14 protein-coding genes are annotated in these 17864 nt (G+C 38.5%); 11 read left to right on the forward strand and 3 right to left on the reverse strand.

Annotated features, from left to right (window positions below; all coding sequences use genetic code 11):
- Positions 1-39: 39 nt before the first annotated feature.
- From FLK20_RS13315 to FLK20_RS13325, 3 genes are all read right to left on the reverse strand, one after another.
- Positions 40-2937 (reverse strand): DEAD/DEAH box helicase, encoded by a 2898-nt coding sequence (locus tag FLK20_RS13315; protein WP_152657086.1) that lies wholly within the window; start codon positions 2935-2937, stop codon positions 40-42.
- Between the two features lie 28 nt (positions 2938-2965).
- Positions 2966-3358, reverse strand: a complete 393-nt coding sequence (locus tag FLK20_RS13320; RefSeq protein WP_152657087.1) for a (deoxy)nucleoside triphosphate pyrophosphohydrolase — start codon at positions 3356-3358, stop codon at positions 2966-2968.
- 445 nt (positions 3359-3803) lie between these two features.
- Entirely contained in the window at positions 3804-4118 is a 315-nt protein-coding gene (locus tag FLK20_RS13325) for a helix-turn-helix domain-containing protein (RefSeq protein ID WP_152657088.1), read from the reverse strand.
- Positions 4119-4434: 316 nt separating this feature from the next.
- Here FLK20_RS13325 and FLK20_RS13330 point away from each other — a divergent pair, with 316 nt between their 5' ends.
- The 11 genes from FLK20_RS13330 to FLK20_RS13380 all read left to right on the forward strand — a co-directional run bounded on the left by FLK20_RS13330 (position 4435) and on the right by FLK20_RS13380 (position 17819).
- Complete coding sequence (locus FLK20_RS13330) at positions 4435-5175, forward strand: glutamine amidotransferase (protein WP_152657089.1); 741 nt, start codon at positions 4435-4437, stop codon at positions 5173-5175.
- Between the two features lie 46 nt (positions 5176-5221).
- Entirely contained in the window at positions 5222-6274 is a 1053-nt protein-coding gene (locus tag FLK20_RS13335) for an autoinducer 2 ABC transporter substrate-binding protein (RefSeq protein WP_152657090.1), read from the forward strand.
- Positions 6275-6342: 68 nt separating this feature from the next.
- Positions 6343-7848, forward strand: a complete 1506-nt coding sequence (locus tag FLK20_RS13340) for a sugar ABC transporter ATP-binding protein (protein ID WP_152657091.1) — start codon at positions 6343-6345, stop codon at positions 7846-7848.
- 17 nt (positions 7849-7865) lie between these two features.
- Complete coding sequence (locus FLK20_RS13345) at positions 7866-9188, forward strand: ArgE/DapE family deacylase (protein ID WP_152657092.1); 1323 nt, start codon at positions 7866-7868, stop codon at positions 9186-9188.
- A gap of 4 nt (positions 9189-9192) precedes the next feature.
- Positions 9193-10161 carry an ABC transporter permease gene (locus FLK20_RS13350; protein WP_152657093.1) on the forward strand — a complete coding sequence of 323 codons (969 nt, stop codon included), beginning with the start codon at positions 9193-9195 and terminating at the stop codon, positions 10159-10161.
- A 31-nt stretch (positions 10162-10192) separates the two neighbouring features.
- Positions 10193-11140: an ABC transporter permease gene (locus FLK20_RS13355; protein ID WP_227995040.1), complete on the forward strand. Its 948-nt coding sequence runs from the start codon at positions 10193-10195 to the stop codon at positions 11138-11140.
- 79 nt (positions 11141-11219) lie between these two features.
- Positions 11220-12188: a LacI family DNA-binding transcriptional regulator gene (locus FLK20_RS13360; protein ID WP_152657095.1), complete on the forward strand. Its 969-nt coding sequence runs from the start codon at positions 11220-11222 to the stop codon at positions 12186-12188.
- Positions 12189-12201: 13 nt separating this feature from the next.
- On the forward strand, positions 12202-13131 hold the full coding sequence (gene rbsK / locus FLK20_RS13365; protein WP_152657096.1) for a ribokinase: 930 nt from the start codon (positions 12202-12204) through the stop codon (positions 13129-13131).
- A gap of 544 nt (positions 13132-13675) precedes the next feature.
- A complete protein-coding gene (locus tag FLK20_RS13370; protein ID WP_152657097.1) occupies positions 13676-15370 on the forward strand; it encodes a methyl-accepting chemotaxis protein in 1695 nt (564 codons plus the stop codon).
- Between the two features lie 282 nt (positions 15371-15652).
- Positions 15653-16336, forward strand: coding sequence for a GntR family transcriptional regulator (locus FLK20_RS13375; RefSeq protein ID WP_152657098.1), 684 nt, complete (start codon positions 15653-15655; stop codon positions 16334-16336).
- A gap of 328 nt (positions 16337-16664) precedes the next feature.
- Entirely contained in the window at positions 16665-17819 is a 1155-nt protein-coding gene (locus FLK20_RS13380) for a Gfo/Idh/MocA family protein (RefSeq protein ID WP_152657099.1), read from the forward strand.
- The last annotated feature ends 45 nt before the right edge of the window (positions 17820-17864 follow it).

The following is a 17864-nucleotide window of genomic DNA, read 5'->3' on the forward strand; positions in this document are numbered from 1 at the left end:
AAGTTGCTAATCACTAATTTTTCTAATAGAACGATCCTTTCACTCATCCCCCGAAGTAATATATTGATACAAATCATGATCCACAGAATCATTCAAAATCATATTCATATGGACAACAGGAATTTCCTTATTATTTTTATCTAGCATGTTATCCTGTTCCACGGTTTGTTGGTTGGGTAAGGCTTGTCCAAGATAATAGAAGTCGCTTCCTTCATCATCATCCTTCTTGATAAAAAGGTGAATATCTATCCCTTTTGTTTCTGCATAAATGATCTTTTGAACTTCTTCTGATTTCAAAGTTCGGTTGCTTCGAGTATACCATTTGAAAACATTTGGATTGATAAATTCATCCCCGTAATCGACACTGGATTCTACCTCGTTGTCTTTATGGTAGGTAACAAAAATTGGGCAAGTTTGATGCTTTGGCTTGTATCCGTACATTGTAGAGCTTTCATCTTTATTCCAATTTAAAAGCTTACATGCGTCTTTTCTCGTATATTTTTCTTTTAAAGTAAATAAGCTGTTTGATTTATATTTTTTACTTCGTTCCATTCCAGTTATGACAATATCGTATACTAGTTTTTTATAGTATTTATTTGTTTCTAAGCTTTGGCGTACTTCTTTATTAAAAGTATACTCGTTATCTGCTGAAAGAGTAATGATTGATTTTTCTCCGTACTTTTTTTGGTCTGCTTGTGTAAAGAAGGACAGATTCATCACATTTTCTACGGATTGAAGGATGCTTTCATTGGCAAGGCAATTGTTATCCTCTAACGACCTTATATATTCTTTTTTATTCACTTTTCCTTGCTCTAAAAGTAACTGTAATAATAAAAGTTCATGTTGCCTCTTCCCATCTAGTAACTCTTTGGAAAACATAGTTAATACACGCTGTTCATAGTCATGAAGTATAGGGATTTTTTCTTTCATTTTTATAAGAAAAGCATAGTAGGTATTATATTTTCCAAGAATAACTGTTGGATCGATGGAATGATTATGAATAAAGTCTTCTAGGTAAGGGATACGCCCTAATCGATTTTTCAGCTCAATATAAGCATCTCTTAATACTTTTTGAGTAGTTAAGTTGCTGGAGCTAATTGATTTAAAAATTTGTTTTCTCGCAATTTCTTCAAAATTAATACTAGATACACCTTTGATATAGCTTGTTTCCGAAGTACGACGACGAATATTATCCTTATTTTGTGATTTATCGCCGGATAGGGCAACTGGGATAAGATAATTATTTTTATAGTTTCCTATAAAATCAATAATTGTCACAAATTCTTTAGATGGATGTTTACGTAGTCCTCTTCCAAGCTGTTGGATGAAAATAATACTTGATTGTGTTTGTCTTAGCATTACAACTTGATTGACGCTAGGTATATCAATACCTTCGTTAAAAATATCAACCGTAATAATGTAATCAAGCGCTCCATTTTCTAACCGATCTACTTGATGTAGACGAAAATCCTGAGAATCTGCCCCCATTAAAGGTACTGTACGAAATCCTTTCTTATTTAGAGCTTCGGATAGCTCCTTTGCCTCCTCTTTTCTACTACAGAATATTAAGCCCTTTACACAATCACCGGAATAGCTATAGTAATCGATTTTTTCCAGAATATGATTAACACGCTCTTCTGTAACTAAATTAGATACAATGGTCGTATCGTCTACTAATTTCCCATCGTATTCTATATCTGTTACTCCAAAATAATGAAAGGGGCAAAGCATATCTTCTTCTAAGGCTTCTTGAAGACGGATTTCATAAGCGATATTATAATCAAAAAGCTCATAGATATTGAAATCATCGGTTCTTTCAGGGGTTGCTGTCATACCTAAAAGAAATTTTGGTTTAAAATATTCAATCACGCGCTGATAAGAGCTAGCACCAGCTTTATGTACTTCATCTATAAGGATATAATCAAATAATTCCGGATCAAATGTACTTAATGTTTCTTGTTTCGATATAGTTTGAATTGTTGTAAAGAGGTATCTTGCATTTGTTTCTTTACTTGATCCAGATAATATCCCAAAGTCATTTTCTAATCCCCCTAAGACACGTTGAAAGTCGGATTTAGCCTTACGCAAGATTTGTTCGCGATGGACAATAAATAACATTCGTTTTGGAGCAACGTTACGGACATCAAATGCAGAAAGAAATGTTTTTCCTGTTCCTGTTGCCGAAATCACTAAACCTTTATCATGCTCCTCTTGTCTTAAAGCCTCTATTTGTTCTAAAGCATTCTGCTGCATTTTATTTGGTGTAATTATTAATGCTTCTTCTAATGGATTTGTTTCATATACTTCAGGTAACTCTATGATCTTAGTTGCTGCCTGCATATCTATTGGTTTATAGCTTTGTTCATAGGATCTAATCCAGTCTTCTGTTAAAGTAACAGCATCCGCCCAGACATCTTCAAATTGCTCTTTAAAATGTCGAATGACTGATCCATTTTCATGGGAAGTTAAATGTACATTCCACTCATAATTTTCTTTTAAAGCTGGAGCAGTTAAATTAGAGCTTCCAACAATTAAAGAATAGTAATTATCATGATCAAATATGTATCCTTTTGAATGAAATCCTTTTAAATTAGTTAGCCTAACCTCTACATTTGTGACTTTTAATAACTCTTTAAAGGTTTTAGGATGGTTAAACTGTAAAAACGTAGATGTTAATATCCGACCTTTTATCCCTTTCTTTTTCAAGTCGTATAGATGAGATTTAAGAGTAGCTAATCCACTTTCTGTAATAAAAGCTACAGAGAATATAAACGACTTACATTTATCTAACTCTTCAAGTAAGGAGGATAAGACATTTTCATTACGTATTGCGTTATTTACTAATAATCTTGGTTTATAACTATCTATTTTTTCGCTATTTTGATTAATAAAGCCTTTATATAAAGAATCCTTTAGATCTCGGAGAAAATTATCCATATTTTCCTTCCTTTCATTAAAGTATGCTTTACATGTTTTCTAGCTTTTCAACAGTTGGAATATCGGCAGGAGCCCAATCTAATGCTGGAAGTTCATTCTTAAATAGCCATTTAATATTATGATGTTCTGTTAAAACAGGGCTTCCTTTTTCTAAGGTGCAATAAAAAGTGGTTAAATGAACGATTCCAAAGTCATACTCATACACTGTGTGGTCAATTTTTTCTCCAACACTAATGTCACACTTCATTTCCTCTTGAATTTCACGAGTTAGAGCTTCTTGAGGTGTTTCACCTGCTTCTATTTTTCCACCTGGAAACTCCCATTTATAAGATAAATTTTTCGATTCACCACGCTGAGCACATAAAATCTTATCGTTTTTTACTATGACTGCGCCTACCACATGTATATTTTTTTGCTTCATTTTATTCACTCCTAGTTATCGTATATTAAGTATTATTATACCAGACCAGTTATTACGGATGAAACAAGTCATTACAAAAGAATAGGAACAATTCAGTAAATCATTCAACCCTAGGGATAAGTAAGGTCAAATTTAAAGAGGATAGACATAAAATAGGGCAACATAATAAAATAAATACTCAGTTGTAATGATAATAATCTAATATATAAGATAAAAGGGACAACCTCTAGTTATCACGATTATCAGAGATTGTCCCTTTTCATATAGACCTTTACCATTAACTTGATGTGAAGCGTCACTCCATAAAAGCAATCTAATTTATATCCAGCCTAAATAAAACCCTTTATTCTAATAAAAATTAAAACGAACCAATGAATAAATGAGAGAGAATTCATCCAATTATTTATTACCCGCAAAAACCTACATGGACAGAATCCCTAAGTAACTACATCCCCTTATTCCTCTCCCCAATAACCTCCAAAAAATCAGTCAACAACTTAATCTCCTCATCCGTTAACTTCCGCGCACTCTCAATCAATTTAATAATCTCCGCAGGCAATGCTGGTACATCTCCAAAAAATTCACTCAATGAAATATCCAATACATCACAAATCACAGTCAGTTTATCAAGAGAAGGAGCAGTTCTTCCATTTTCAATGTCACTTAAATAAGATCGTGAAATATATGCTTTTTTAGCCAAACCATTAACGCTTAAATCTTTTGATAATCTGAGATTTCGAATTCTTTTTCCAATCTCCATACTGCACCCCCTGTTAAACCTATTATAAGGCTTATAAAATGTAGAGAATCAGTAAAAAAACAAAATTATGACGTAAATAAATTACAAAATTATTGACATAGATTATATTTACGTTATTATTATGAATAATAGAAAAACAGTATATTCAAACAATTTAACTGGTTTGCTGTTTTTTCAATAAATGTAGAGACAGGTGGTGAATAAAAAGATACGTAAAGTATTAATGGTTAGAGGTTAAAACAGATGAAGGATTTACAGAGTACATCTTATTTTTTAAAACAACATGTAACCCTTTACATGCGGGAGGAGAATGGAGATGAAAATATTATTTATCGGTGAATCATGGACAATTCATATGATTCATGCCAAAGGATATGACACATTTGAGTCAACAAAATATGAAGAGGGGGCAACTTACTTACTGGAAAAGCTGAATGAACATGATGTAGAGGTTGATTATATGCCTGCACATGAGGTTCAAGTCCGGTTTCCAACGATAATAGAATCGCTGGATGTTTATGATGCTATTGTCATTAGTGATATTGGTAGCAATTCCTTTTTACTGCCAAACAATACTTTTTATAATGGGCAAACCTTGCCTAACGCCTTAGAGCTTATTCGGACATATGTGGAAAATGGCGGAGGATTATTAATGATAGGCGGCTACTTATCGTTTATGGGCATGGAAGGGAAAGCGAATTATAAAAATACAGTATTGGCGGATGTATTACCTGTTACCTTGCTGGATGGGGATGACAGAGTTGAGAAGCCGGAGGGGGTGCATCCGAGGACAGTGGAAGAGCACTTGATCACAAAAAATATAACCAATTGGCCGATATTTTTAGGGTATAACCGTTTTGTTGCGAAAAAGGATGCGGAGACACTTGTTCAAGTAGACGAAGATCCGTTTTTAGTAATCGGTGCATATGGGAAGGGAAAAACAGCTGCTTTTGCTAGTGACTGTGCGCCGCATTGGGGCTCCAAGGAATTTATGGAATGGGATGAATACGGTCCTTTGTGGAAACGGTTACTTGAACAAGTGAGCAAAGGAAAGTAGTGAGATCATATCGCTTTTTATCTAAAAATTGGAGAGGGGCTTTACCATGCTTATCAAGGATAAGAACCAAAAAGCTATCCTGTTTGTACTGATTAGTTTTCTTTTCTTTTTAATGGCAGCTTGCAGTGATTCTTCGGATAACTCGGATGCTGCGGAAGATGCAGAGGACATAGAAGTAAATGAAGACCAGACAACGGTTGCTTTTATTCCGCAGGTTGTCGGTATACCATACTTTACAGCGATGGAAGAGGGCGGGGAAAAGGCGGCAGAGGAACTTGGTGCACAATTTATCTTTAATGGTCCTACCAGTACCAGTGCTGCAGAGCAGGCGCAAATTATGGACAGCCTGATCAGAAGAAATGTAGATGCTATTTCTTTATCTGTGCTGGATAGTTCATCTACGAACCCGATGATCAGTCAGGCGAAGGAAGCCGGGTTAAGTGTATTTACAGCAGATAGTGACAGTCCGGACAGTGAGAGAGATATTTATGTTGCACAAGCACTGGATAAAGATTTGGGGTATGAGCTTATTGATCGCTTAGCTGCACAGATTGATAACGAAGGAAAAATTGGCATTATTTCTGGAGAATCAACGGTTACGAATTTAAATACGTGGATTGAATACATGGAGGAGAGATTAGAGGCGGAATATCCCGATATTGAGATTGTCGATATTAGATATTCTCAAGGCGGCAGCAGTGAGTCAGCATTGACAGAGGCACAGGATTTAATGACCAGACATCAGGATGTTGACGGTTTGGTTGCTGTTTCTTCTACAACCATTCCAGGTGTTGCGCAGGCGGTACAGCAGGCTGGAAAAGCCGGGGAGGTAGCTGTAATCGGTTACGGATCACCGGAGACCGTGAAACCATTTATAGAAAGCGGCGTTATGAAGGAATCGATTCTTTGGGATGCTTTTGATTTGGGCTATTTAGTCGTTTGGGCAGGTGTACAGTTAGCGGAAGGGAATGAATTTGAAGAGGAAAATGATGTTCCCGGCTTAGAAAATCCTGTCCGGTATATCGAAGAAGAGGGTGTATTACTGCTAGGTCCGCCGTTGTTAATTAATGAAGATAATGTAGATGATTTTGACTTTTAAATGATAAGCTGGCCTGCCCGGTAAAGTTATTTTGCCGGGCAGGTTCGGACATAGAAAGGAGTGTGCTCATGGAGACAGAAGAATTACTCGGTCTAAGTAATATTACAAAAACATTTGGCGGGGTTACAGCTTTAGAGGATGTCAGTTTATCTGTGAAAAAAGGGGAAGTGTTATCCGTTGTTGGGGAAAATGGAGCTGGCAAATCAACGTTAATGAAGATTATTGCCGGAGTGATCCAGCCGAATAAAGGAGAGCTGCTTATTAATGGAGAGCGGGTGGCGTTTCATTCGGCAAAGGATGCAGCGGGTAAAGGGATTTCGATTGTCTATCAGGAGCCGAATCTTTTTTCTGAACAGACTGTATTAGAGAACATGTATATGGGTGAGGAAATAAAGTCAAAGCTCGGAAACATTGCCTGGGAGCGTATGTACAAGGAAGCCAGTGCAGCATTAAAAATGGTCGATTTATCTCCTGATATTCTAAATCGCCATATGGAGGAACTGTCGATTGGTACACAGCAGTTAATTTTAATTGCCAAAGGGATTTATAAAAAATCTCAGCTGCTGATTTTAGATGAGCCAACATCGATTCTAAGCCAGGCAGAGTCAGAGAAGCTGTTTGAACTGATTGATCAGGTAAAGGCAAAAGGAGTCAGTATTTTATACATCAGCCATCGCATCCCTGAGATTTTACGTATTTCCGATGATATTGTGGTGCTTCGTGATGGCAAGGTAACAGAATATCTTGATCCCAAGACGGCGTCAGAGGGGAAAATAATCTCTGCAATGTCTGGCAGGGAGATTAATTTAAACATTTACAGGCCAAGAAATTATGCGGACAAGGAACCGTTGATAAAAGTCAGTCATTTGGGGAATAAAAAGTTATTTCAAAATATATCGTTTCACGTGAAACCAGGAGAAATTTTGGGTGTGTATGGCTTGATTGGCTCCGGTAGGTCGGAAGTGGCAAGAACGATTTTTGGAGAGCTACCTATTGAAGAAGGGCAAATTGAATTTGAAAGGAATCATTTACAGCATCACCAAATGAATGACGCTGTGAAAAAAGGGATCTATTATGTCCCGGAGGATAGAGGGACTCAAGGGAACTTCTCCAGTCATTCGGTGAAATGGAATTTGAGTGCCGTATTCTTACCACTGCTGTCACATCGGTTTGGAATATTAAATAAATCGAAAGAAAGACAGGTCGTGCAAGAAAATATTAAGAAATACAGCATAAAAACACATTCTCAAGAAAGCTTGATCACCAGTTTAAGCGGAGGGAGCCAGCAGAAGGTGCTTCTGACCCGATGGCTTGTTCATCAGCCTAAATTATTGATTTTAGATGAACCGACCCGCGGCATTGATATGCGGACGAAAACGGAAATTCATGAATTAGTCCTGTCGCTGGCTGAAAAAGGAGTATCTGTCATTTTAATCTCTTCCGAACTGCCCGAGGTGATGCGGTTATCAGACAATATTTTGGTAATGCATAAAGGAGAGAAAACAGGTCTTCTTTCAAGAGACGAAATGACGGAAGAGAAAATTCTCAGATTGGCATTAGGCTTAGCGTCTTGAATCAAGGGAGGGATAGCATGAGGCAGAAAGATAAAGTTTTGAATTGGATTGATGAAAATGAGGATAAGGTAATAACGCTTTTACAGGATATGCTGCAAATAGCCAGTGTGAATCCATGGTTTGAGGATGACACGTATCCGACCAAAGAAAAGAACATTCAAGCGTATCTAAAAAATTATCTGGAGAATATGGGCTTTGAGACACAGCTATGGGAGCCGGATGCAGCAAAACTGGCGAAATACGAGGGCAGAGCTGGTTATTATGCCGGGAGAGATTTTACCGATCGGCCGAACCTGTTAGGAACCATCAAAGGAAATGGAACAGGCAATTCAGTTCTTCTTACAGGACATGTTGATGTTGTTAAAGCCGGGGAAGGCTGGACTAAAGCGCCTTTTGGCGGAGAAGTAGAGGATGGAAAGATTTATGGCAGGGGAGCCGCTGATATGAAAGGCGGTATTGCCGCAATGATTATGGCGGTGCAGGCGATTCAAGCAGCAGATGTGAAATTAGACGGGGATGTATTCATCGGAACGGTTGCCGATGAAGAAGCAGGCGGAATGGGGACATTGGCGTTAGCTGATTTCTTAAAAGAGAATGATCTCCTGGCAGATGCCTGTATATTAACCGAAGCGACTTCTTTAAATATTGCTCCAATCAGCAGAGGGATTCTTTGGGGAAGGCTGATTATTGAAGGCAGAAGCGGTCACATCGAAATGCCTCAAGGGGATTGGAGAACAGGCGGTGCTGTCGATGCGATTGATAAGATGCATCTCTACCTGGATCAATTCAAACGCTTAAATGCGGACTGGGCTGTGAAAAAAGTGCATTCCCTGCTGCCGATTCCATGTCAGATCAATATAGCACAAGTGAATGCAGGCGAGTACCCGACTTCTTTTGCGAACCACGGTGAAATCATTTTTAATGCACAATATTTACCTCACGAAAGAGATGAATTACGGATGGGTGGAAAGGTAAAGCAGGAGATCAGCGATTTTGTCAGTCAGGTAGCTAAGCTTGACCCCTGGCTTGCCGAACATCCTCCTGTCATTGAATGGCTGGTCGATGCGGATTGTGCCGAAACAAATAAAAATCATCCATTTGTAAGAAATATGGCGGCATCCTTAAGGGAGATAAATGAATATCCAATGCTGGAAGGGATTTGTGCCCATACAGATATGGGCTGGTTTGTAAATGTAGGGATGCCAACGATTAATTTCGGACCGGGTGAACCTAGAATTGCCCATCAGGTGGATGAGTATATTCCAATAGACGAGCTTATCAGGGCGACCAAAGCACTAGCCATGGCAATTCTAAATTGGTGTGGTTACGAAAGGGCGTGAGCATTTGTTTAAATCCTATGTGCCAAAGCCGGGAAGGCGAGAATACTTCACTATCTTATTAGTTGGAGTAGAGATTATATTTTTCAGCTTGTTTGCAGACAATTTTCTGACGGCAAGTAATTTAACGCAAATCATACAAAACTCAGCTGAGCTGGCGATTATCTGTATTGGCATGACTTTAGTTATTATAGCCGGAGGAATTGACTTATCTGTCGGATCGATTTTAGGTGTGGTTGCAGTGATTGTCGGAAATGCTATTTTACTCGGGCTTAATCCGATACTCATTGTGTTCATTGCCATCTTATCAGGTCTTGTATTGGGATTTGTGAATGGAGCGATTGTAGCCTGGCTGCGAATTCCGGCAATTATTGTTACGCTCGCTACGATGAATATTGGGAAGGCACTCGTTTTTATGCTATTAGGCGGTGCATGGTTAACAGGACTGCCGCCCGTTTTCAATGGTCTGACCACATATAAAATACTCGGTCTTCCAGTTGTGTTTTATATTGTCTTGTTTATGTATGCTGTGTTTTATTATATCTTCACGTACAGACCGTTTGGCAGGCATGTATATGCGGTTGGTACGAATCCTGAATCTGCAAAATTAGCCGGCATTAATCATAAAATGATTCAAATCGCAACGCATTCCATTTTAGGCGGTCTCGTGGGTATTGCAGCTGTTATGTACATCGCCCGCATGGGCAGTGTTGAGATGACAGTTGGACATGATTTGCCGCTTCAGGTGATTGCAGCAGTAATTATTGGCGGAACAGCTATCACGGGAGGGAGAGGCTCTCTGGTTGGAACATTAGCCGGTGTATTCTTCATCACCATCATGAAGAATGGAATTGTCATTATGGGTATTCCTTCTCTCTGGGAAAATTCGATCATCGGAACATTGATTTTACTATCATTAACATTTGATATTGTTATGCAAAAGCGCGTGGAGAAAAAGAAATTAATGACTGTTTAAAGCGGGGTGCGTTATTATTACTAGTTTAGCGATGCAACTTTTAAGAAGCAGAAGTTCATTATTAGCGATATTGCTGGTTATTATCATTGTCATTATGTCCATGCTGAATCCCAGCTTTTTATCCATTAATAATCTGTTAGGTGTGACACAATTTGGTGCTGTACTAGCTTTAATTGCTATTGGACAATCACTTGTTATCATCAGCGGAAATGGCGGCATCGACTTATCGGTGGGGTCTATGGTCAGCTTATCTGGTGTTTTTATCGGATTAGCCATGTCTGCTGGATTGAATATTTGGATTGCAGCTTTCATTGGTATTTTAGGAGGGTTATTGCTGGGGATGATCAATGCTTTTGTTATTTCTATTGTAAATATGCCTCCTTTTATCGCAACATTAGGAGCAATGTATTTGTATGGATCACTTGCACTGGTTTTAACAGGAGGAAATCCGATCAGCGGATTTCCGCAAGAGTTTAGTTTTATAGGACAAGGGCTTGTAGCAGGTATCCCTTCGCAAATTATTTTGATTGTCATTCCTGTTTTTCTTCTTATTTGCTTTCTTGTTTATAAAACAACGTTTGGCAGAAGTATTTACTTAATTGGCTCGAATCAAACCGCAGCCAGGTATGCCAATATTAATGTGAAAAAGACACGTTTTATTGTGTTTTCTCTATCAGGGTTAATGGCAGGCATAGCCTCTATCATCATGACATCCTGGCTGATGACTGCCCGGGCAGATGCTGGATTTGGAATGGAGCTGGAAGCAATAACCGTAGCAGTACTGGGCGGAATTCATATTTTTGGCGGTCTGGGACACTTAGGAGGAGTGATGATGGCTGTATTAACGATTACCATCCTTTCCTCCGGGCTGCAAATGGCGAATGTGAATTCCATTTGGCAATTAGCTATCCTGGGATTTGTATTGATTGGCGCCGTATTTTTAAATCAATTTCTTAACAAGGATAATTCTAAAAAATAGTAATGGATGGCGTGAAGCAGCTTTGGTAAAATCTTTCACGCTATCCATGAAGCTAAAAATAGATATTTAGGTGAATAATATGACAACCATTAAAGATGTTGCGAAATACGCAAATGTATCTGTAGCGACAGTATCCAGAGTAATAAATAAAAAAGGGTATATCAGTGAGGAAGCGAAGAAGAAAGTGAATGATGCAATCAAGTCTCTTGATTATGTTCCTAATGATGTAGCCCGTACATTATACAGTAAAAGTTCGAAAATGATCGGCTTAATTATGCCGGATATTACCAATCCATTCTTCCCGGAGTTAGCTAAAGCAGTAGAAGAAACAGCTTTTGATCATGGATATACGGTTTTATTTTGCAATACTGGCGGAAGCTCACTAAAAGAAAAAAGCTATTTGGAAGTGCTGGAACACAAGTATATTGACGGATTAATAGTAACGATCAATCAGCAGAATGGGATGTATCAATCTATTGCATCGCCAATGGTTGCTCTGGACAGACCGATTAAAGATGGTATTCCAACCGTTGTTTCAGATAATTTAGAAGGAGCTGTTCAGGCAACAGCCTATTTAATACAGGCAGGATGTCATTTTATAGCTCATTTAAGAGGACCAAAGGGTGTGAAAACATCAGATGATCGAGCCAAAGGCTTTTTCGATACAATCAGGCAAACCAATCTGCAATCGGCGATGATCGAAACATCATTTGACACACATGAAGCGGAAAGGGCTACTTATAAACTGTTTAAGGAATATCCTCAAATTGATGGCATATTTGCCAGCAGTGATGTTGTATCAGCAGGAGCAATCAAAGCTGTTACTCATTTAGGCTATCAGATTCCCCAAGATGTTCAAATTATTGGGTTTGATGGAATTCCAATTGGGGAAATGCTATCTCCTGCATTAACGACAATGAAGCAGCCAATTTATGAAATGGGAGCCTTATCTGTTGATTTACTTATTAAACAAATTGAGAACCAGCCCCTGGACCAACTGTTTTTTAAGCTGCCAACAGAATTAATAGTGAGGCAGACGACAAAATGACTGGAGGAATTTCATGGGAAAACCAATTGTTACAGTTATTGGAAGTATCAATATGGATATGATTACCACTACCAAGACACTTCCGAAAAAAGGCGAGACCATCTTAGGTGAGAATTATCAAACGAACCCGGGAGGGAAAGGAGCGAACCAGGCGGTAGCAGCTGCCCGGCTGGGTGCAGAAGTTCGAATGATTGGACAAGTGGGCAATGATGCATTTGGATTAGAACTGATCCGTATGCTGGATAGGGAAAACATAGATACTTCGATGATAGATATACATGGAAATACGAATACCGGCACAGCAACAATTACTTTAGCTGACAATGATAATCGCATTATCGTTGTTCCAGGCGCTAACGAATCTCTATCTCCATCTTATATTGAACAGTATAAAGGCCGGATTTTAAAAAGTGATATTGTTTTAGTGCAATTCGAGATTCCGCTAAAGGTGATTCGATATTGTATTGATTTTTGTTATGAAAATGGGATACCAATTATCATTAATCCAGCGCCGGCTCTTACGCTGCCTGAAGAATATTGGTTGAAGGCTGCGTATATCACACCGAATGAAATTGAATATAAGCAAATCTTAAGTGATTTTCAATCAAAGCTAGATTCCAAAATAATAGTTACGATGGGGAAGGAAGGGGTATCTTATCAGAAAGACGGTCACGTACACGATATTCCTGCTTATCCTGTCAATCCAGCAGATACCACAGGCGCAGGAGATACGTTTAATGGGGCGTTGGCGGTGGCACTGGCTGGGAAGTATGAAATTCTGGAGGCGATAAAGTTTGCAAATGCTGCTGCCGCTTTAAGTACGTTAAAGGTGGGAGCTCAGAGCGGTATGCCATGGAAAGCGGAGTTGGAGAAATTTTTAGGTACAGTGGAATTTGATGGTGTTGTAGCGTGGAGGAATGAAAAATTAAAAGGTAAATGTTAAGATATTATCACCCGTTAGTAAAGAACAGTAAATAAACCTATTATTGCTGTAAAATCGTATACCTAAATAAAGGCCGGACATTTTTTAGAAAGCTTTCTATAAATGCCCGGCTTTTCATGTATGTAAAAGCACTGTAAAAAGAAAAGCAGATAGCGTATTTATTAATACATCTATAAGCAGACTGCTAAATCTGGAGCGGGAAAGCTTTAGCTGGATATAAAGCAAACAAAGAAGCATTCAACTGCCATCAAGCCTCTCCTGTATCTTTATTCCAAATTTTATCAACTTTTCCCTTTAAAAATAACTGAAGAAGCCGATATAAAATACAGGCACTATTCCACTTATGGTTAAAGTACAATCATAGCCTCCATGCTATGAATATATGAAAACTATTCATCTTCGCACGAGACAGATTAATAAATTCTGACATAGCAATTTTAAAAATGAAATTGCCCTTACCCACAGAAAATAGATAAAATCTCCAGTGTACGGCATGAATATAGCAGCATAGTGTTAAATCTTTTATACGGAGAAGGAGAAAGTGATGAGAAGGATATTTAATTTTAAAAGCATCAAGAGCAAGATTATAACTGCATTTTCAGTGGTTATTTTATTAGTAATTGCATTAGGTATATACAATTACACAGCTATTAAGCAGATGAATCAGGATACAACAAATATCATTGAAAATGACCTTCAGCAATTAATCGCAAACAAGGGTATGGAAACAACGATGGCCAACCGGATTTCAACAGCCCGCGGTTACATATTAAGTGGAGACAGCAGTATGAAGGATCGTTTTGCAGCATATACGGAACAGGGAATCGAATTTGAAGCATTGGCAAGGAGTGTCGGCGTTACGGAAGAATTTGACGATTTGATTAATCAAACCGTTGAATGGCGGACAACAGTTGCTGATGATGTATTTGCGGTATATGAGAGCGGTGATCAGGATACAGCCATAGAGAATCTCAATGAATTGACCCCGGTCGTCCGGGAAATCATGGCTGGATATGAGGAGCTGGCAGCAGATTCGGAAGCAGCGATGAACCAGCATGGCGAAGAGATTATTGCCAATGGAGAGCAAACATTGACCGTTGTTATTGTTGTATCGATTTTGATTATTATTCTTAGCATCGCAGCAGCACTGATTACGGCGGGAATCATCTCCAAACCGATCAAAACAGTGATGGAGCGAATGAAGCTGATTGCAAGTGGTGATTTAAGCCAGGATGACTTACAAACGCATGCCAGAGATGAAGTTGGACAGCTGGTGGACGCTTCCAATGAAATGGCAGCCAATACACGTGATTTATTAAAACAAATCAATACTGTGTCTGAAACAGTCACCAATCAAAGTGAAGAATTAACACAGGCAGCAAATGAAGTGAAATCTGGTTCGGATCAGGTTGCTATCACCATGCAGGAATTGGCTACAGGGTCCGAAGCACAAGCGAATAGTGCCAGTGACTTAGCATCGATCATGGGAACCTTTGCCGCTAAAGTGCAGGAAGTCAATGATAATGGCGATCGTGTCCAGGAGTATTCAAATGAAGTGCTGGGAATGACTAATAAAGGTAGCGAGGCCATGGCAGCCACTACCGAGCAAATGTCCAAAATTGACCGGATTGTTCAAGGAACCGTTGCAAAGGTAGAGGGATTGGATGAACAGTCTCAACAAATATCAAACCTTGTTTCTATGATTAAAGATATCGCTGACCAGACGAATCTGCTTGCATTAAATGCCGCAATTGAAGCAGCAAGAGCCGGAGAGCATGGAAAAGGCTTTGCTGTTGTGGCAGATGAGGTGAAGAAGCTTGCAGAACAGGTAGCTGTTTCCGTTACGGACATTACAGATATCGTACTAAATATTCAGAGCGAAACAAGTGATGTCGTAGAATCATTAAAAGGTGGTTATACAGAGGTCGAACAGGGAACGAATCAAATCAGGACGACTGGAAAAACCTTTAATGAAATTAACGAATCCATATCTAACATGGCAGAGAATATTAATGTGGTATCCGGTAACTTAGCTGATATTGCAGCGAACACCCGGGAAATGAATGAATCGATTGCAGAAATAGCTTCCATTTCCGAGGAAGCAGCTGCAGGAGTTGAGCAGACTTCTGCTTCAACCCAGCAGACAAGCGGCGCCATGGATGAGGTAGCAGGAAGCTCCGAGCAATTATCGAAGCTTGCGGAGGAATTAAATGGATTGGTAAGGCGGTTTAAGCTTTAGTTAATTTGCAGGAATATCACTTATCTGAGGAAGAAAATAAAGGTTTTCGGATGGTTGAAACGGTGCTGACAGAACTGATAAGCGCCGTTTCATGAAAGGAATTACAGGGAAGGCAAGAGATTTTCCTGTGATTCCTTTTATTTATTACCAGTCAGTTGTTCCTGTTATGTTCTTTCTTAATCAATATCTGTCTTTCGTTTTCGATAGTCCCTTGACAAAAATAATAAAACAATCGTACAATACTTGCATAACTACCATACTAGTATAAATAGAATACAGGAGGTGATTCATATTAGTATTAATTTTGAAATAAAAGGATCAACACGAGATTTTGCATACAATCATCTTAAGGAACAAATTATAAATTGGGATCTGAAACCAGGGACAAAAATATCCGAAAAAGAAGTCTCTCAAAGCCTTAACGTAAGTCGTACACCTGTCAGAGAAGCTTTTTTACAACTAGCACAAGAGGAGCTCTTAATTATAATTCCGCAGAGAGGAACCATTGTTTCCAAGATAGATTTGAACCTAGTTGAAGAAGGCAGATTTGTAAGAGAGCATATTGAAAAAGCAGTTGTCAGAGAGGTCTGTACAAAAGTTAATGATAATCAGTTATTTCAATTAGAAACGAATCTTACAATGCAGGAGCTGTGCTTAGAAAAAGGCTCGCATAATCGATTATTTCAATTAGATGAAGAGTTTCATCAGCTATTATTTGAAATTTGTAATAAGAAAAGAACCTGGAATAATGTCAGAAGAATGAATAGTCATTTTGATAGATTAAGAATGCTGAGACTTGCGGAAAATCATGATTTTGAAGTTGTTGTAGGTCAGCATAGAGAAATCTTTAAAAATATATCTGAAAGAAATCCAGATAAAGCAGAATCAATTATGGAAAAGCATATGAAACTGGTATTTGTTGAATTGAAAGAATTAAAGGCTAAAAATCCGGAATACTTTAATTAGCATTTTCTGGTTTGAAAGTATTTGAAAGCGCTGCCGAAGATTGCTGCCGGCTGGAGGTATTTAAGTGAATGGTATTTCGGTGGTTTGGATATGAAAATGATAGCGTTTCCTTAGGCGCATAAAACAAATTCAAGGTGTCTGGTCATGGAAGACATATTTGATATGAAAAATACAGACCTGATTAAGGCCTCTATGATCGTGCTTTAGGAATGATGTGTTTATAGGCAATCTGAGATACATTAAAACAAACAACCTTGGGTGAAAAGATAATAGAATAATAGTTTTTATGATAAATTATTTAGACCAAACAAAGAAAGGGTAGATAGAGATGATTAACGTTGCAATTATAGGTACGGGAGCAATATGTCCATCCCATATCGAAGGGTATTTAGAATTTCAAGACAGGTGTAAAATTACTGCTTTATGCGATATTTATCCGGAAAAAGCAGAGATGCAAGCAAAAGAATTTGATTTAGACGCAGCTATTTATAGTGATTATAAAGAATTGCTTCAACAGGAGAACGTTGACCTTGTATCTGTTTGCACACCGCCTTATACGCATGCAGATATTACAATTGAAGCTTTAAACCAAGGAAAGCATGTCATTGTAGAAAAACCAATGGCTTCATCTTTAAAAGAATGTGACGCTATGAATGAGGCTGCTGAAAGGTCTGGAAAAATCTTGTCAGTTGTTGCACAAAACCGATTTACTTCACCAATGATGAAATTAAAACATGTATTAGATACGAAATTAATGGGACCCATTGTACATACGCAAGTAGACTCCTTTTGGTGGAGAGGTCACAGTTATTACGATTTATGGTGGAGAGGAACCTGGGAAAAAGAAGGCGGAGGCTGTACATTAAATCATGCAGTTCACCATATCGATATTTTCCGCTGGATGAACGGGATGCCTTCAGAAATAACAGCGGTAATGAGTAATGTTGCCCATGATAATGCCGAGGTAGAAGATGTATCTATTGCGATTGGACGCTATGAAAATGGAAGTCTGGCACAGATTACAAGCTCCGTTGTCCACCATGGAGAGGAACAACAGCTTATTTTTCAAGGGAAAAACGCGCGTGTTTCCGTGCCGTGGAAGCTGAAAGCATCTAAATCACTCGGTAATGGATTTCCTGAAGAGGATGAAGAGCTGGAGAACAAGCTGCAGAAAGCGTATGATTCTCAAGAAAATTTACAGTATGAAGGTCATGCCGGACAAATAGAAGATGTATTGCAAGCAATTGAAGGGAAAAAGGATGTATTAGTAGATGGAAATGATGGAAGGGAAACGCTCGAATTGATTACTGCCATTTTCGAATCGGCAAGTCTGGGGAAAACAGTAAAACTTCCTTTGGACGAAACAAGTCCATTTTATTCAAGAGAAGGAGTTATTGAGAACGCGACCCATTTTTATGAGAAAAAAGCCAGTATCGAGAATTTCCAGGTGAACGATATTACAACGGGCGGGAAATACGAGTAGCTTTAGACAATTTGAATGTAAAACAGTTGTATTTGCAGAAATAAT

This window comes from Oceanobacillus sp. CFH 90083 (assembly GCF_009389585.1).
Taxonomy (GTDB): Bacteria; Bacillota; Bacilli; order Bacillales; family Amphibacillaceae; genus Oceanobacillus.